We start from the raw sequence: 15713 nt of genomic DNA, 5'->3' as shown, positions 1-15713 counted from the left end.
AATGGCCCCAGGGCCTTTGACCTGCTTGTCTCATCGCGCGGCATTGTGAGGAATAGATGAAACTCGTATCCGGTATCCTTATGGCCGCCGCGCTGAGCGCGCCCGCCTTTACCCAACCCACTGCCACTGAAATCTGGCGCACCGACAATGTCTCCCGCCCGGAGGCCGTGCATGTCCCGGCCAACAGCGACTGGGCCATAATCAGCAACCAGGGCCCGGAGAATGCCGAACAGGGCGGCTATCTCTCCCGCCTGCACCTGGTGACGGGAGAGTTCCAGGAATACTGGGCGAGCGGGTATGAAGGCCCGTTGGGCATTATCAGTTCCGCGGATCATGTCTATTTCAGCGACCAGGGTCAGCGCGTCATTATTCTGGACCGCCAGAGCGGACGGGAGATCGATCGCCTGGAGGCTCCGGAAGACGCAGCCCTGTTCAACGATCTTGCCATCGACGGTGAGGGTGCCCTGTGGGCAACGGATACGCGCGTCGGCGCGCTGTTCCGCTATCGTGACGGTGTCTGGAGCCAGGTTGCTTCCGGTGAGGCCTTCACCGGGGCAAACGGTGTCGAGTTTGTTGATGGCTGGATCTATGTCGTGTGTTCGAGCGGCGTTGGAAATCTGGTCCGCGTCGACCCGGAAACATACGACTATGAGGTGATTTTCGAGGGCGAGGGCTCGCTGGACGGTGTCGTGACCGATGGACGGGGCGGGCTGATCCTGAGTGACCTGAATGGTCGTCTGCTACACTGGAATGAGCAACTGGGCCTGACCGTTCTGGATGATTTTGCCGACGAGGAGATCATGCTGAACTCCAGTGGTGGAACGCCGGACGGGCGGTTCATCTTCTCGCCGCACTGGCGTCAGTCGCAACTGTCCTTGCACGAAGTGAGCTATACCTCTCAGGCTGATTAAACTGCCGTGAAAATGAACGGACCGGTCTTGCTCGTGCCGCAATACCGGTCCAGCTTGTCGCCATGATTACGATGTTACTGTCCAGCCTGTTCCTTCAGGCCGCCGACCCCGCACAGACCACGCCGGAGCAATCGACAGCCGAACCGGCTTCGGCTGAAACCACAGCTGCCGACACTTTCGATGCCGATGCCGCGATGGCCGGGATCAATGGCTATCTCAACTCCGTCGATACGATGCGGGCCCGCTTTACCCAGGTGTCTCCGCACGGCGCGCTGATCAGCGGACTGCTTTCCATGGACCGGCCCGGCCGGTTGCGCTTCGAATATGACGACCCCAGCCCGATCACGGTGATTGCCGACGGCACGACAGTGGCGATCGAGGATGCTGCCCTGGAGACCGTTGATCGCGCGCCTATCCGCTCCACACCGCTCTACTGGCTGCTGGCCGACGAGATCGATCTGGCCGCGGATGCCGAGATCATCGATGTCGTGCGTGAGCTCGGCTTCATCTATGTCACCCTGCGCGATCCGAATGATGAAATGCAGGGTACGGTGCAATTCGTTTTTGAAGAGCCGACATACATTCTTCGTGAGTGGTTCGTCACCGACGCCCTGGGCCAGATGACGCGGGTTATCATTCAGGATCAAGAGGTTGACGTCGAATTGAGCCCCCGACTCTTCGTCATCCCCGAACCCGATGATGGCCGTGATTCGCGTCGCGGGCGCCGATAAAGTTGATGCTTTTTTGCCACATGCAATTTCTTTCTCATTTTTTATTTGCAGAAAGAGAGAAACTGTGGCGTTATTGTAACGCTGACTGATGGGCGTTATGGATCAGCGTCGTCCCCCCGCTAGCGGATCCGTCCCTCTCAGTTGCGCCGGTTTGATCCCCTCCCGGCGCTGCGCTGGAAATTAACAGGCGCATGGCTTTAGCGCCCGGTCTCACCCCCCTCGAGACCGGGCGCTTTCTATTCTAAACGCTCGCGACTAATCTGCGCCTCCCGTCGACCAGCTTAGGGCGTTTCGTTACCATCAGCGTGGCAAGTCTCGACGCTAACAGCTCATCAGCATACACAGGATTGCGACTGTCTGGCGCCCACGATAGCTCAGATGGTCCTGCCCTTAAAAGCCGTGCCTATCGACCGGGAACCGAATGAGAAAATTCAACGTTTCAGAACCAATAAGGCATCTGCTCGCCGGAGGCCTGGGCCTCCTGACAATGATCAACCTCGCAGCATTGTTCGGTCTCATATTCCTGCCTGTCCCCTTTCTCGTCGGGACGATTTTTCTTTGGCTAGTCTTGGTTGGTATGCAGGCGCTTATTCGTAGGCCAGCAGAGCCTCCCGAAATCGAGCAGAAGTTGACCGATCAGGCTCAATTCGGCGACAGCAACACTATCGATCACGCGAAAGCAGCAATCGCAATTCTGATCGTGGCAACTGTTCTTATTCTGCTGGTATCTTCCTTAGTATTCTAACGCTTCGAAGATTGGTGAAAAATAGGGACTGCGCTGAGACCAGGGACCAAAGTCTGTGAAGACTGACGGTTCGGTTGATTGTTTCGTCCCGGTCTAGCGAAGCCATGCCACCCGTCCAGCCGTTTCGCCCTGTTGCGCCCGGCCGATCTCGCGCTAGATAGACGCCATGTATTTCGAAGACGACGAACCGGAAACGCCTGACGTCCCGCGCCTGCTGGAAGAAATTCCGCTGCTGTATCGGGTCAAGGCCTTTGCCGACAGTATGAACGCCAACACCTGGTTTTCCCGCCTGGGAGAGCCGCTGGACGCCCGCGAACAGGCCCTGTCTCGTTATTACCTGGATGGACTGGGCTTTCCCGAAGCCGAGCCGGCGCTGCTTTCGGACTGGGACGACGCTGCTATTGCCGCGGAAACGCTCGACCGCGATCCGATCAGCTGGGAAGCGGAGGAAATGCTGCGCACCGCTCTCGTGGCGCAAGCTCTTGAGCGCCTGGACGAGCAGGCGGTCTCCGCAGCCCTTGCCCTGATCGCCCAGCAAACCGGCGATACAGCCCGCGACGCGGTTGAGGATGCGGCTGCCATCTCCGACGTCACCGATATCGAGCTCGTCCACGCTGCCGCCGGGGCCCTGGCCCAGGCCGCCAATGGTGCCGCGCTTGTGGTCATGGCCGAGGCCGATGGCGAGGACGACCCGCATCCCTTCCTAGCTCGTTGGCGCCTGTTTGCCCGTGGTCGCTGGCCCGTTGGCCTGGCTGGCAATACCTACAACATCCTCTGATCATGGCCGTCCGAACCCGCCTCAAGGTCTGCTGCATCAAGAGCGTGGGCGAGGCGCGTATGGCTGTTGCCGCTGGCGCAGATATCCTCGGTCTGGTCGGCCCGATGCCCTCGGGCCCGGGCACGATCACCTATGCACAAGCGCGTAGCATCGCTGCCGAACTTCCCGACACGGTTGAGCCCTGGCTGCTGACCAGCGAAACCACGGCCACGACCCTCGCCGCTGCTGCCGAAGAGAGCGGTGTGAGCAATCTGCAGATTGTCCGGCATCTCGACCCGGACGAGCTCGAGCGCCTGCGATCGTCCCGGCCTGAGCTGAAACTGGTCCAGGTCATCCATGTCGAGGACGAGGGCGCTCTCGGACTTATCTCGCGTTATGAGCGTCACATCGACGCCTTCCTGCTGGACAGCGGGAAGCCGAGCGCGGCCATCGAAACATTGGGTGGCACCGGCGATGTGCACGACTGGTCGATCAGCGCTCGCTTCGTCGCCGCGACAAACAAGCCGGTCATGCTGGCCGGTGGCTTGAAGGCAGGCAATGTCCTGGACGCTGTCAGGAGGGTGCGCCCATACGGCGTTGATCTGTGCTCCAGCCTGCGCCAGGAAGATGCGCTGGACGCCGAATTACTGCAGGAATTTGTGCAAGCCCTTCGTCTTGCCGATCAGGAAAGAACATGACCGGATTTACCCTTGCTACCTGGAACATCAATTCTGTCCGTCTTCGTGCGCCGCTGGTCGCCGAGTGGGTGAAACAGGCCGATCCGGACGTGCTCTGCCTGCAGGAGATCAAGTGCCAGAACCACGAGTTTCCCGAAGAGGCTTTCCGCGAAATGGGCTTCTCTCATTTCCACGTACGCGGCCAGAAGGGCATGCATGGCGTGGCCATTGCCTCGAAATTCCCGCTGGAAGATATCGGCGATGAAGGCCTGTGCCCGCGCGAAGAAGCTCGTCACCAGCGTGTGATGGTCGAAGGCATCGAACTGCACAATTTCTATATCCCGGCCGGCGGAGACGAGCCGAACCCGGAGACCAATCCGCGGTTCGCCCACAAGATGGAATTCCTGGCGCGCCTGGAGACCTATTTCGGCGACCGCCATGCCGAAGACGCCCCGCTGGTCCTGGTCGGTGATTTCAATATTGCGCCCTATGAACACGATGTCTGGTCGCACAAGCAATTGCTGAAAGTCGTTTCCCACACACCGGTCGAGACCGAGGCGCTGGAGCGCATCCGCCAGGCAGGTGACTTCGCTGATATCGCCCGCGAACTCGTGCCGATGGACGAGAAGGTCTACACATGGTGGAGCTATCGCGCGCGGGACTGGCGCAAGGCCAATCGCGGTCGACGCCTTGATCACATCTGGGCCGCCCCCAGCGTAAAAGACCGCTCTGTCGCCGCCGGCCGGGACGGTTTCAAGGTATGGGAAGACCTGCGCGGGTACGAGAAACCATCTGATCACGCACCGGTTACGCTGCGCATCGAGGGCCGAGACTAGCTCGAGAGCCGGTAGCCACCGCTCTCTGTCACCAGAAGACGCGCATGGGACGTGTCCGGCTCGATTTTCTGGCGCAGGCGGTAGATATGGGTCTCCAGCGTGTGCGTGGTGACGGCTGGATTATATCCCCAGACCTCGTGCAACAGTTCGTCGCGCGGCACAGGCTTGCCGCCGGCACGATAGAGGTATTTGAGAATATTGGTCTCTTTCTCGGTGAGACGCACCTTGCGCTCATCCTCGGTGACCAGCAGCTTCATCGCCGGACGGAACTCATACGGCCCGATCTGGAAGACAGCATCCTCGCTCTGCTCGTGCGAACGCAGATGCGCGCGAACACGGGCCAGGAGAACGGAAAACTTGAACGGCTTGGTGACGTAGTCATTCGCACCGGATTCCAGACCCAGGATCTGGTCGGCATCAGTATCCTGACCCGTCAGCATGACGATCGGTGAGCTGACACCATTCTTGCGCATCAGGCGGCAAGCCTCGCGCCCGTCCATGTCCGGCAATTCCACGTCCAGCAGGATAAGATCAGCCCGCTCTTCTTTGGAGCGGCTGATGCCGCCACCGGCCGTATCGGCCTCGATTGTGCGGAATTCCTCGTGAAGGGCGAATTGATCGATCAGCGCCTCACGCAGATCATCATCGTCATCAATAATCAGGATGGTTTTTTGTGCGCTCATGTTTTGATCATGCCCATTTCGCGGAACAAGGCAAATCATCTGCCCGGCCTGTCCGCTTCAGCCTACCCTTCAAGCGAATGTGGAGCCATGAAAGCAAGTCTCTGATCCACAAGACCAATTAACCTGACTCACTGCGCTCGCGAAACCGCTCATTCTGCGCTAGCTATGTGGTCATGGACTGGAAAGTTTCAACTGACGGATGGATCACGGGCGCCGACATTCATGTGAGGGCGGCGTTAGGGCGATCCGGTGTGATCGCCGCAGACGACAAACGCGAAGGTGATGGCGCGACACCCACCGGCCGCTATCCGGTTCGCCGGGTTCTCTATCGTCCGGACCGCGGCGAGCCACCGGAAACCGCACTTCCGTGCCGCGCGCTTCGGGAAGATGATGGCTGGTGCGATGCGCCGCAGGACGCGGCCTATAACTGCCCGGTCCGCCTGCCGTTCATGGCCTCACACGAAAAGATGTGGCGAGAGGACGAGCTTTACGACATTGTCGTGGTGCTGGGGCACAATGATGATCCGCCGACCCCGGGTGCTGGATCGGCAATTTTCCTGCATTGCAAGCGCGGGGATTTTCAGCCAACAGAAGGCTGTGTCGCCCTGGCGAATGCCGACGTCCGAAGCTTTCTGAGATTGGTCAGACCCGGCGATCACATTGTGATCGGCTAGTCGCGGCTGCCAAAAACAGCTGTGCCCACGCGGACCGAAGTTGCGCCCAACTGGATGGCCGTTTCATAGTCCGCGCTCATCCCCATGGAGAGCCTGGCCACATCATTCTCGCGCGCGAGCCTGGCCAGGAGCGCAAAATGCAGCCCGGCCGGCTCCTGCACCGGCGGAATACACATCAAGCCTTCGATCTCGAGACCCAGCTCCTCGCGACACAGAGCGAGAAAGGCCGGTAGATCTGCGGGAGCAATTCCCGATTTCTGCTCCTCCTCGCCGGTATTCACCTGGACATAGAGACGTGGCTGGCGATCCTGCTTGACCATCTCGCTGGCCAGAGCGCGTGCAAGCTTCTCCCGGTCAACACTCTCGATGACATCAAACAAGGCGACAGCGTCGGCAGCCTTGTTGGTCTGCAGCGGGCCAATCAGCCGAAGTTCCAGATCCGCATACTGATCCCGCCGAGCCTCCCAGTGCTGCTGCGCTTCCTGAACCCGGTTCTCGCCGAACACTCTCTGACCAGCGGCCAGGGCGGCATCGATGCGGGCTTCCGGCTGACGCTTGGAAACGGCGACCAGTTGTACACTGTCAGCAGGGCGACCAAACGCTTGCGCGGCCTTGCCGATGCGGTTCAGGATCAGGTCCCGGTTCGCGGAGATCTCGTTACTCATGCTCATACGCCCGCCATATGCGCTGGGAAGCCGATTGGCAATATCCGCGGAGCGCCTGTTTGCAAGGGTTGCCGGTGACCTGCCCCGGTTATGGGTGCTGACCGATCCAGCGCGACAGACCGATCCCCTGGATGTGTTTGAGCATGCGCCTCCCGGCAGCGGTTTCATCTACCGTCATTTCGGGGCAGAGGATCGCCTTGATGTCGCGACAGAATTGAGAGCGGCCTCGCTGAGAAGGGGGATCACCTTCCTGGTGTCGTCAGATCTAGACCTTGTGCGGACGGTCGGAGCAGACGGCGTGCACTGGCCCGAGCACATGCTGCCAGCTGCGTATTCGGCACGCGCGCGTGGCGCTGGCGAGATCTTCACCAGCTCCGCTCACAGTGAGGCCGCAATACATAGAGCATCGCGCGCGGGCATCGACGCCGCCCTGGTTTCCAGCGTCTTCCGCTCCAAAAGCCCCAGCGCCGGCCCACCGGTCACACCCGGGCGTGTTGCCCTTTTGGCGCGGCGCAGTCCGCTTCCGCTCATTGCGCTTGGCGGTGTGCACAAAAAAACCCTCGGGCGTCTAGCGAACCGAGGGTTGGCGGGGTGTGCGATGGTCGGCGGGATTAGAAACGTACGGACGACTCAAACTTGATCTCCGGCTCCGGCTCTTCATTCTCCTCGAGCATGAAGAGTTCATCCGTCGGCGAGGAAAAACGGAACTGGCCACCAAAGCGGAAACGATCATTGAGATCATAGGTAAAACGCGCACTGAAATCATCGGCATCCGTCGGACGACCCAGATCTTCACGAATACCCAGAGTAATACCGAGGCGGTCGTTCACGGACCAATCAATGGTCGGAACTTCTTCCAAGGCCTGCGGCAATCCGGCGTCCTGGTTCAGGGAGAAGGACTCATACCAAGGTGCATCGGATTCGATGCTGGTCTCTTCGGCAGCGTCCTGAGCATGCGCAGGTACGCAGACAGCAGCGAACAGCGCTATGGCGCCGGCTGCTTTCATGCAAAACCGCGATGTGACGTTCCCGATGAACATGGATTGCTCCCTCTCACGCATTCAACATAGCGGCAGCAAACACATTCACCCAAGTAGTTTTTGATGAACTTGCGGGAGTTTCCCTATTCGTGTTGCCGATTTGTCAATATCGCCAGCCGAGTTCTAGGAAAAATGTTGTGGAATCCTGCTCAATGTGACGCCGCCCCAGCGGAGAGATCATTGCTTCCCGACGCTCCGCATACTGCAGGCCGGCCCCGGCAAGCCAATGATCTCCAATCAGTTTTGAGCCGCCTATCTGGATCGAGCGACCGTCTGCATGCACGGTATCATCGCCAAAGTTCGACCATTCGAGTGTGTAAAGCCAGTCGCCGCTTTCGCGGGCGATTGACGCGGAAAGGGCCTCGTAGTCTCCGCCGGTTGCATTATTGCTCGACAGCCAGCGTACACCGCCGGACCAGGCGCCTCTCTGAACACGCACCCCGGCGTTGGTGACATCAAGATCCTCGAAAACCGGCACAGCAGAATTGGACTGCCCGGAGGCGTAACCCAGGGAAAAACTCAACTCTGTCTCACCACGGTGCAGCTCGTAGAAAAGCCCTGCCTCCACGATATTCTCGATATCTGCAGAGAGGACACCCGAAGCGCCGGGCGCATGGTCGCAATAGTCAACGCCGCATCCATTTGCCTCCGGCGTATAGGAAAGACTACCGCGGAAACTTCCGATCGAACGGGCCTGGCCCAGTGCAATCGAACGCAGAACGAGTTTCGGTGCCTGGCCGGAAGCATAATTATAAGTGCGTGAGCCTGAAAGACCGGTGATATCAACCCGGCCGTTATCAGCTCTTGAGAGCCGGAAGGCGGTCGGTGGTGCCACAGCATCGAGACGGGCCGCCCCGTCACCATATCCAAGACGCACCTCGCCATATCCCATATGGACATAGCCAAAGGCGTGGGTCAGCGCTCCGCGCAGGGGGTCGGATTGACCGCTGTGGGCCGCATAGAAGCCGGAAGTGACGCCGCGGAGCACATCCCCGGCTCCGTCACCAGCACAATCGGCTAGGCCGTCAGGACAATTGCCCGCCGCCCCGCCCCAGCCAGCGCGCCCGGGGTCGCGCTCGGCCCGACCGGCCAGGACAAAGCCATAGCGACGCCCCTCCTGGGTGATATTCTCCCACTCAAAGCGCGCTTCCAGATCGGCAAACACATCGGATTTTTCGCCGTCATTGAGCGCAATCGTCAGACCCGCATCGATCTGCAGGCTGCTCTGCGCGCTGGAAGTGTCTTGAGAAAAAGTCGGCGGAGCCGTGAGCATTACGGACCCAGCTGCGAAAAGATACGCGCTAAATGTCCTCAACATACTCACGGCCCCGCCGATCGGCCCCGTCCCCCCGGACGTCGCGTCTTTAAGGGAAATGAGCAGGCCCCTCCGGTCAAGTAGGTGATATCTCAAACAAACTGGTTCTTGGTGGTCTGTGATAGATTTGCCACGGTTCACCCGGGTGCCTTTCAGCGCTGGCCTAAGGGAAATGGCGTGTTATACAAAGCTTGAAAATGTGGGAAATCTTTGTTTCCCATTGCAACTCTGTTTTTCGCCGTCTTGTTTTGAAGGAGTCGCGGCTGATGTTTGACCGTCGGATTCTCGGTGCCGTTCTTGCCGCCTCGGTGCTCGTACTTCCCGCATGCGCTTCGCGTGGCAATGATGCCGCCTCCTCGGAGCAGTCTTCCGGCTTCCGTCTGCCGTCCATTCCCAATCCGCTGGGTGGTGGCAACGAGATCTCCGTAGAAGGCATCGGCGTCAACGGCTATCTCTGGCGCGCCAGCCTGGACACGATCAGCTTCATGCCACTGGCAGAGGTTGACCCCTTTGGCGGCGTCATCATCACGGATTGGTATGCCAACCCGCAGATGACAAATGAACGCTTCAAGCTGACCGTCTACATCCTCGATACACGTCTGCGCGCCGACGCGCTGGCTGTAAACGTCTTCCGCCAGGTTCGCGACGAAAACGGCGGCTGGATCGATGCTGTAGCCAGCACCGAAACCGCATATGAAATCGAAAACGCCATTCTGACCCGGGCGCGCCAGCTGCGTATCTCGCAACTGGAAGACTGACCCCGGTCCATCGGGAGCGCGACGAACGTCGCGTTGCACTAAATGAGCCGATACAATCCGAGCGAAGCCGAACCCAAGTGGCAATCGGCATGGGCGGAGCGTGATTCCTTTCGGGCCAGGACCGCTGACGAGGCGGGCGACGCACCCAAATACTATGTCCTTGAAATGTTTCCCTATCCATCGGGTCGCATTCACGTCGGACATTCCCGCAATTATGCGATGGGCGATGTTGTAGCGCGCTATAAACGTGCGCGCGGCTATAACGTCCTGCACCCGATGGGATGGGATGCTTTCGGTTTGCCCGCAGAAAATGCGGCGCGTGATCGCGGCGTACACCCGGGTGACTGGACCTATGACAATATCGACGCCATGCGCGGACAGCTGCAGCGTCTCGGCCTCGCTCTGGACTGGTCGCGTGAATTCGCGACCTGCGATCCAACCTATTATCGCCACCAGCAAGCGATTTTCCTGAAACTGTTTGAGCGCGGTCTGGTCCATCGCCAGACCGCAAAGGTCAACTGGGACCCGGTTGACCAGACAGTTCTGGCCAATGAACAGGTGATTGATGGACGTGGCTGGCGCTCTGGCGCGCTGGTTGTGCAGCGTGAGCTGGACCAGTGGTTCTTCAAGATCACCGACTACGCCGATGTACTGACAGATGGTCTGGAGGAGCTCGATCGCTGGCCTGACAAGGTCCGGACCATGCAGTCCAATTGGATTGGTCGTTCGCGCGGTGCGCAAGTTTCGTTCCCGCTCACGGATGAGGATATTGCCGAGGAATTCGGTGCCACGATCGACGTTTTCACCACACGCCCGGACACGTTGTTTGGTGCCAGTTTCCTGGCCCTCGCTCCGGACCACCCGATCGTCAAAAAACTTTCGGAAGACAATCCGGAACTTGATCGCTTCCGCCGCGAATGCGAGCGCATGGGTACGTCGGAAGAAGAGATCGAGAAAGCGCCCAAAAAGGGGGTGGATCTTGGAATTACTGTCCGGCACCCCTTTGATCCGGAATGGGAATTGCCGGTCTGGACCGCGAATTTCGTACTCTCGACCTATGGCACGGGCGCCATATTCGGTTCTCCGGCCGGCGATCAGCGAGACCTGGATTTCGCCAATAAGTACGAGCTGCCGGTCAATCCTGTAGTTCTGCCACCGGAATCCGATGCAGCAACGCACACGATCACTGACGAGGCCTATACGGGTCCGGGTACGATCTATAACTCCAAATTCCTCGACGGGCTGAGCACGGTTGACGCAATCGAGCGCGCGATTGAAGAACTGGAAAAACGCAAGCTGGGTGAGGGCGCTACGACCTATCGTCTGCGCGACTGGCTGGTGTCCCGTCAGCGTTACTGGGGATGTCCGATTCCGGTCATCCACTGTGACAGCTGTGGAACCCTTCCGGTTCCGGAAGACCAGCTCCCCGTGGAGCTGCCAAAGGATGTCACTTTTGATCATCCGAGCAATCCACTGGAACGTCACCCGACCTGGAAACACACCACCTGCCCCAAATGTGGTGGCGAGGCGCGCCGCGAGACCGACACGCTGGACACTTTTGTGTGTTCTTCCTGGTATTTCCTGCGCTTTACCTCCCCCTGGTCTGACACGGACCCCTTTGTCGCTGATGATGCCAATTACTGGATGCCAGTCGACCAGTATGTAGGCGGCATCGAACATGCCATCCTGCATCTGCTCTATGCGCGCTTCTTCTCGCGGGCCCTGAACAATGCCGGCTTGATGAACCTGCCCACGGGCGAGCCGTTTGCAGGCTTGTTCACCCAGGGCATGGTCACGCACGAGACCTACAGATCCGCCGATGGCCGTTGGCTGTTGCCGGAAGAGGTCGAGCGCAAAGACGAAAAATACGTCGAGATCAATGGCGGAGGCGCTGTCTCTGTCGGCGCCATCGAGAAAATGTCCAAGTCCAAGAAAAACGTCGTGGATCTGGATGCGTTCATCGCCGATTTCGGAGCCGATGCCGCGCGCTGGTTCGTGCTCTCGGATTCCCCGCCTGAACGTGATGTCGAATATACCGACAGCGGTGTCGAAGGCGTCTGGCGCTTTATCCAACGCCTCTGGTCCACCGTGGATGCCTTGCCAGAAGGTGCTCCCGGCCCGATGAGCGTGGCACAGCAAGCCAGTGGGCCTGCGCTTGATGCCAGAAAAGCGGCTCACAAGGCCGCCGCTTCCGTTACAGAGGCAATTGAGGGCTTCCGTTTCAATTCGGCCGTCGCGCAGATCCATGACCTCGTCAACACCTTGCGCAAGTGCAGCGCGGATGACGAAGCCTCTCTGGCGGCCCGTGCCGAAAGCCTGGGTATCCTGGCGCGTCTGATCGCGCCCTTCATCCCGCACCTCGCGGAAGAATGTTGGGCACGTCTGGGCGGTGAAGGCCTTGTCATCGACGCGGCCTGGCCGGAAGCCGATCCTGCCCTGCTGGTCGAGAACAGTGTGACCATGCCAATCCAGATCAATGGCAAGAAGCGCGGAGAACTGGAAATTGCCCGTGGCAGCGACCAGGACAGCGTAAAATCCGCCGCTTTGGCCAATGAAGGGGTAGCGCGCAGCCTGGAAGGGCTTACGGTACGCAAGGTCATCGTTGTACCTGACCGGATCGTCAATATCGTCGCAGGATAGTTCTCATGAGTGGTCGTCGTTTCGCTGCCGTCCTTGTTTTGAGCCTGACGCTTGGCCTCTCAGCCTGCGGGTTCACACCCATGTATGGAGCAGGCAGCGCAGCACGCGGCCTCGAAGACGTTCGGATCGAGACGGGCGAGGAACGTATCGACTTTCTGCTCCAGGAAGCGCTTCTCGATACCATGGGTGCGCGAGCGGCGACCGGACCGCTGACTCTACGCACACAAAGCACCACGAATGTTCTTGGACTCGGCATTGGCGCCGAAGCTATTGCTGTACGGTATGCTGTCCAGCTCAGGGTCTCCTACGAGGTCGTCAATTCTGGTAGCGGCAACGTCGTTTTCGCCGGCCAGGTCTCCACTGAAGCGTCCTACAATGCGTCCAACGAAGCCTACGCCACTCAGGCAGCGCGTTTGGACGCGGAGGAAAGGGCCGCAGGTGAAGTGGCTGAACGCATCACCATGCAACTTGCTCGCGCCGCAAGGAACAGTGAGCTTTGGTAAAGATCGCACCACGCGATGCTGATCGACAGGTCGCCCGACCTGACCCCTCTTATACGGCCTTCCTTGTTTTCGGACCGGACCGGGGTCTGGCGCATGAGCGTGCGGACGGGCTGACGAAAAACCTGCTCGAGGACCCGGACGATCCATTCGCCCTCACTCAATTGACAGAAGAAGACCTAAAGGCTGACCCCGCCAGTCTCGCTGATGCCATGGCCGCAATGTCACTGACGGGCGGTGCTCGTCTGGTGCGGGTCCGTCTCAGCGGTGAGACTGGCAGCGGCCCGGTTCTCGATGTGCTGGGCCAGATCGAAGCCGGGCAAGACTTCGAGGCTCGACTGGTCGTGGAATCCGGCGATCTAACCCCGCGGGGAAAGCTCCGCAAGGCGTTTGAACCAGCCAAACGGGCTGGGGCGATTGCCTGTTACGCCGACAATTCACAATCGCTGGGCGATCTCGCTGACGAAATGTTGCGTACGGAAGGTTTGAGCCTTGATACCGATGCAAGGGCCAGCTGGCTGCCCAAGCTTGAGGGCGACCGGGCAATGGCTCGAAATGAAATCGAGAAACTCATCCTCTACAAGGGTCTTCGCGACCAGCGCCAGGAAGGCGATGACCTGGTTCGCGCAGAAGATGTAGATGCTGTCGCCGCCGACCATGGCGATAGTGCGCTGGATGCAGTTATCGGACCGCTCTTTGACGGTGATCTCAATTCACTGGATTCAAGTTATGCGCGTGCGATGAGTGCTGGTGTCAGCCCGGTTGCGGTTTTGCGGGCGATACAGCGCCGTTTGGATCAATTTGGAATTGCGCACGCCAACGGCGGAAATGATGGCGCAATCGCGCGATCCGGAGCGCCACGGTTCGGTCCACAAGCTGCTCAATTTAAACGACAAATGGGTTTCTGGCAGGGGCGGAGGCTGGACGCCGCGCGGGAGCTGGCTTTCGACCTTGAACGTCAAATCAAGCGTTCTGGAAGCCCCTCAGAAGCCCTGACCGGGGATCTGGTGCTTCGACTGGCACGTGGCGCCGCGAGAGCGCGACGCTAAACCGATCCGCCACTCAACCGACGACACACATCATCCAGCTGTTCCAATGTCTGGTAGTGTACACGAATTTCACCGCCCTTGGCGCCGTGCCGAATGTCCACCGACAATCCAAGACGAGACATTATGTCGGCTTCAAGTGCGCGGGTGTCTGCGTCCTTATCCTCTCCCGCTCCGTTTGACTTGCCGCGAGACTTTTTCTCCGGCGCTGCGACGCCCTTTGCCAGGCGCTCTGCCTCACGCACAGACAAACCGCGAGCGATAATCTCGTCCGCCAGCTCTTGGGCATTGGGAGCCGTTGCGATCGCCCGGGCATGGCCAGCAGACAATTGACCGTCCGCCACATATTTCTGGATCCCGCCAGGCAGGTTCAACAGGCGCATCATGTTGGCGATATGCGATCGGCTCTTGGCCACGGCCTGCGCGACATCTTCCTGGGTATGACCGAAACGATCGATCAGCTGGCGATAGGATTGCGCTTCTTCAATCGGGTTGAGGTCTGCGCGCTGAACGTTTTCGACAATGCCGATTTCCAGCGTCTCACGGTCCGTCAACTCTCGAACGAGTGCCGGAATTTCATGCAGACGGGCACGCTGGGCGGCGCGCCAGCGACGTTCGCCTGCTACGATTTCATACCTCGTACCACCATCGACCGGGCGCACAAGAATAGGCTGGACCACTCCCTTTTCCGCAATGGACTCCGCCAGGGCAGCAAGTTCTGCCTCGACCATCGTCTTGCGGGGCTGATCCGGATTGGGCTGGATGAGATCGATGGAAATTTCGGTGACGCCGCGTGGGCGGTCCGACCCGGTCGTACCGGTTTCACTACTTTCAAAAGTCTCTTCCTGGGTCTCTCCGAGCAGAGCTGACAGACCGCGCCCGAGGCGCTTGTTCTTTTCGGCGGGACTCATGCGACTTCACTTTCCTGTTCAGATTTTCTCTTGCGCTCCTGGCGAACGACTTCCTTGGCCAGCGCGACATAAGCCTTGGAGCCCGCACAACTGAGATCGTAGAGCAAGACCGGTTTGCCCATGGACGGCGCTTCGGAGACACGGACATTGCGCGGTATCACGGTCTTGTAGACCTTGTCACCGAAATGCTCGCGTACATCTGCCGCGACCTCTGCAGAGAGATTGTTGCGGCTGTCATACATGGTCAGAACCAGGCCCTGGATATCCAGTTTGGCGTTCAGATGACCGCGCACGCGCTCTACCGTCTTGAGCAATTGGGTGAGGCCCTCAAGGGCAAAGAATTCACACTGGAGCGGCACCAGGATGGAATCCGAAGCTGTCAGGGCATTGACCGTGAGCACGTTCAGAGAAGGCGGACAATCAATCAGTATGTAGTCTATGCCGTCACGATGAGCATCTGCGGCATAATTCTCTATCGCGCGCTTCAACCGGTATGACCGACGATTGTCATTGGCCAGCTCCAGCTCGGCACCGGACAAAAGCACGTCAGATGGAACGATCTGAAGCCCGGGAACGACCGTCTTGGTGAGGGCGTTCTGGAGCGGTTCGTCGCCGACCAGGATATCAAAGGCTGTCACCTGTCTGTCAGCAGGCGGAACACCCAGTCCAGTCGAGGCATTTCCCTGGGGATCCAGGTCAATAATCACCACGCGTTGCTTGATTGCGGCGAGGGCCGTTCCGAGATTTATTGCGGTTGTGGTCTTGCCAACGCCGCCCTTCTGGTTGGCGACGGAAATCACGCGGGGAGCGCTGCTGCGCAGGTG

Annotated in this window: 18 protein-coding genes; 12 read left to right on the top strand and 6 right to left on the bottom strand. The window is 59.4% G+C overall.

What is annotated here, in order from left to right:
* Window positions 1-56: 56 nt before the first annotated feature.
* The 6 genes from JJ889_RS01340 to xth all read left to right on the top strand — a co-directional run bounded on the left by JJ889_RS01340 (window position 57) and on the right by xth (window position 4657).
* On the top strand, window positions 57-911 hold the full coding sequence (locus JJ889_RS01340; RefSeq protein WP_291890962.1) for a hypothetical protein: 855 nt from the start codon (window positions 57-59) through the stop codon (window positions 909-911).
* A 62-nt stretch (window positions 912-973) separates the two neighbouring features.
* Window positions 974-1642: an outer membrane lipoprotein carrier protein LolA gene (locus tag JJ889_RS01335; RefSeq protein WP_291890961.1), complete on the top strand. Its 669-nt coding sequence runs from the start codon at window positions 974-976 to the stop codon at window positions 1640-1642.
* Between the two features lie 421 nt (window positions 1643-2063).
* Window positions 2064-2387: a hypothetical protein gene (locus JJ889_RS01330; RefSeq protein ID WP_291890960.1), complete on the top strand. Its 324-nt coding sequence runs from the start codon at window positions 2064-2066 to the stop codon at window positions 2385-2387.
* Between the two features lie 166 nt (window positions 2388-2553).
* The gene (locus JJ889_RS01325) at window positions 2554-3165 is read left to right on the top strand and encodes a hypothetical protein (protein ID WP_291890959.1); all 612 of its coding nucleotides are present in this window, start codon (window positions 2554-2556) and stop codon (window positions 3163-3165) included.
* Between the two features lie 2 nt (window positions 3166-3167).
* Window positions 3168-3842 carry a phosphoribosylanthranilate isomerase gene (locus JJ889_RS01320; RefSeq protein WP_291890958.1) on the top strand — a complete coding sequence of 225 codons (675 nt, stop codon included), beginning with the start codon at window positions 3168-3170 and terminating at the stop codon, window positions 3840-3842.
* Window positions 3839-4657 (top strand): exodeoxyribonuclease III, encoded by an 819-nt coding sequence (xth, locus tag JJ889_RS01315; RefSeq protein ID WP_291890957.1) that lies wholly within the window; start codon window positions 3839-3841, stop codon window positions 4655-4657. The genes JJ889_RS01320 and xth overlap by 4 nt, the downstream gene beginning before the upstream one ends.
* Here the strand turns inward: xth and JJ889_RS01310 are convergent.
* Window positions 4654-5340 (bottom strand): response regulator transcription factor, encoded by a 687-nt coding sequence (locus tag JJ889_RS01310; protein ID WP_291890956.1) that lies wholly within the window; start codon window positions 5338-5340, stop codon window positions 4654-4656. The genes xth and JJ889_RS01310 overlap by 4 nt on opposite strands.
* Before the next feature lie 173 nt (window positions 5341-5513).
* Here JJ889_RS01310 and JJ889_RS01305 point away from each other — a divergent pair, with 173 nt between their 5' ends.
* Window positions 5514-6014, top strand: coding sequence for a L,D-transpeptidase family protein (locus JJ889_RS01305; RefSeq protein ID WP_291890955.1), 501 nt, complete (start codon window positions 5514-5516; stop codon window positions 6012-6014).
* Here JJ889_RS01305 and JJ889_RS01300 read toward each other — a convergent pair.
* Window positions 6011-6679, bottom strand: coding sequence for a YggS family pyridoxal phosphate-dependent enzyme (locus JJ889_RS01300; RefSeq protein ID WP_291890954.1), 669 nt, complete (start codon window positions 6677-6679; stop codon window positions 6011-6013). The two genes, JJ889_RS01305 and JJ889_RS01300, sit on opposite strands and share 4 nt — an antisense overlap.
* On the opposite strand from JJ889_RS01300, the gene JJ889_RS15870 reads away from it, so the two are divergent.
* Complete coding sequence (locus JJ889_RS15870) at window positions 6633-7319, top strand: thiamine phosphate synthase (protein WP_366940016.1); 687 nt, start codon at window positions 6633-6635, stop codon at window positions 7317-7319. The genes JJ889_RS01300 and JJ889_RS15870 overlap by 47 nt on opposite strands.
* On the opposite strand, the gene JJ889_RS01295 is transcribed toward JJ889_RS15870, so the two are convergent.
* Both JJ889_RS01295 and JJ889_RS01290 read right to left on the bottom strand, forming a co-directional pair.
* The gene (locus JJ889_RS01295; RefSeq protein ID WP_291890953.1) at window positions 7291-7719 is read right to left on the bottom strand and encodes an NtrZ family periplasmic regulatory protein; all 429 of its coding nucleotides are present in this window, start codon (window positions 7717-7719) and stop codon (window positions 7291-7293) included. The genes JJ889_RS15870 and JJ889_RS01295 overlap by 29 nt on opposite strands.
* A gap of 103 nt (window positions 7720-7822) precedes the next feature.
* On the bottom strand, window positions 7823-8992 hold the full coding sequence (locus JJ889_RS01290) for a hypothetical protein (protein ID WP_291890952.1): 1170 nt from the start codon (window positions 8990-8992) through the stop codon (window positions 7823-7825).
* A 308-nt stretch (window positions 8993-9300) separates the two neighbouring features.
* Here JJ889_RS01290 and JJ889_RS01285 point away from each other — a divergent pair, with 308 nt between their 5' ends.
* The 4 genes from JJ889_RS01285 to holA are packed head-to-tail and all read left to right on the top strand — an operon-like array spanning window position 9301 to window position 13981.
* The gene (locus tag JJ889_RS01285; RefSeq protein ID WP_291890951.1) at window positions 9301-9792 is read left to right on the top strand and encodes a DUF3576 domain-containing protein; all 492 of its coding nucleotides are present in this window, start codon (window positions 9301-9303) and stop codon (window positions 9790-9792) included.
* 42 nt (window positions 9793-9834) lie between these two features.
* On the top strand, window positions 9835-12432 hold the full coding sequence (leuS, locus tag JJ889_RS01280) for a leucine--tRNA ligase (protein WP_291890950.1): 2598 nt from the start codon (window positions 9835-9837) through the stop codon (window positions 12430-12432).
* A 5-nt stretch (window positions 12433-12437) separates the two neighbouring features.
* Window positions 12438-12935, top strand: coding sequence for an LPS assembly lipoprotein LptE (gene lptE / locus JJ889_RS01275; protein ID WP_291890949.1), 498 nt, complete (start codon window positions 12438-12440; stop codon window positions 12933-12935).
* Window positions 12929-13981: a DNA polymerase III subunit delta gene (gene holA, locus JJ889_RS01270; protein ID WP_291890948.1), complete on the top strand. Its 1053-nt coding sequence runs from the start codon at window positions 12929-12931 to the stop codon at window positions 13979-13981. The genes lptE and holA overlap by 7 nt, the downstream gene beginning before the upstream one ends.
* Here the strand turns inward: holA and JJ889_RS01265 are convergent.
* Together JJ889_RS01265 and JJ889_RS01260 are read right to left on the bottom strand one after the other, a co-directional pair.
* Entirely contained in the window at window positions 13978-14889 is a 912-nt protein-coding gene (locus JJ889_RS01265; protein ID WP_291890947.1) for a ParB/RepB/Spo0J family partition protein, read from the bottom strand. The genes holA and JJ889_RS01265 overlap by 4 nt on opposite strands.
* A complete protein-coding gene (locus JJ889_RS01260; protein ID WP_366940044.1) occupies window positions 14886-15710 on the bottom strand; it encodes a ParA family protein in 825 nt (274 codons plus the stop codon). Before JJ889_RS01260 ends, JJ889_RS01265 begins: the two co-directional genes overlap by 4 nt.
* Between the last annotated feature and the right edge of the window lie 3 nt (window positions 15711-15713).

Origin of the sequence: Maricaulis sp., assembly GCF_017643475.1 — a bacterium.
Taxonomy (GTDB): domain Bacteria; phylum Pseudomonadota; class Alphaproteobacteria; order Caulobacterales; family Maricaulaceae; genus Maricaulis.
The sequence above is the reverse complement of the archived record's forward strand: the minus strand, read 5'-3'. Positions and strand labels throughout refer to the sequence as shown.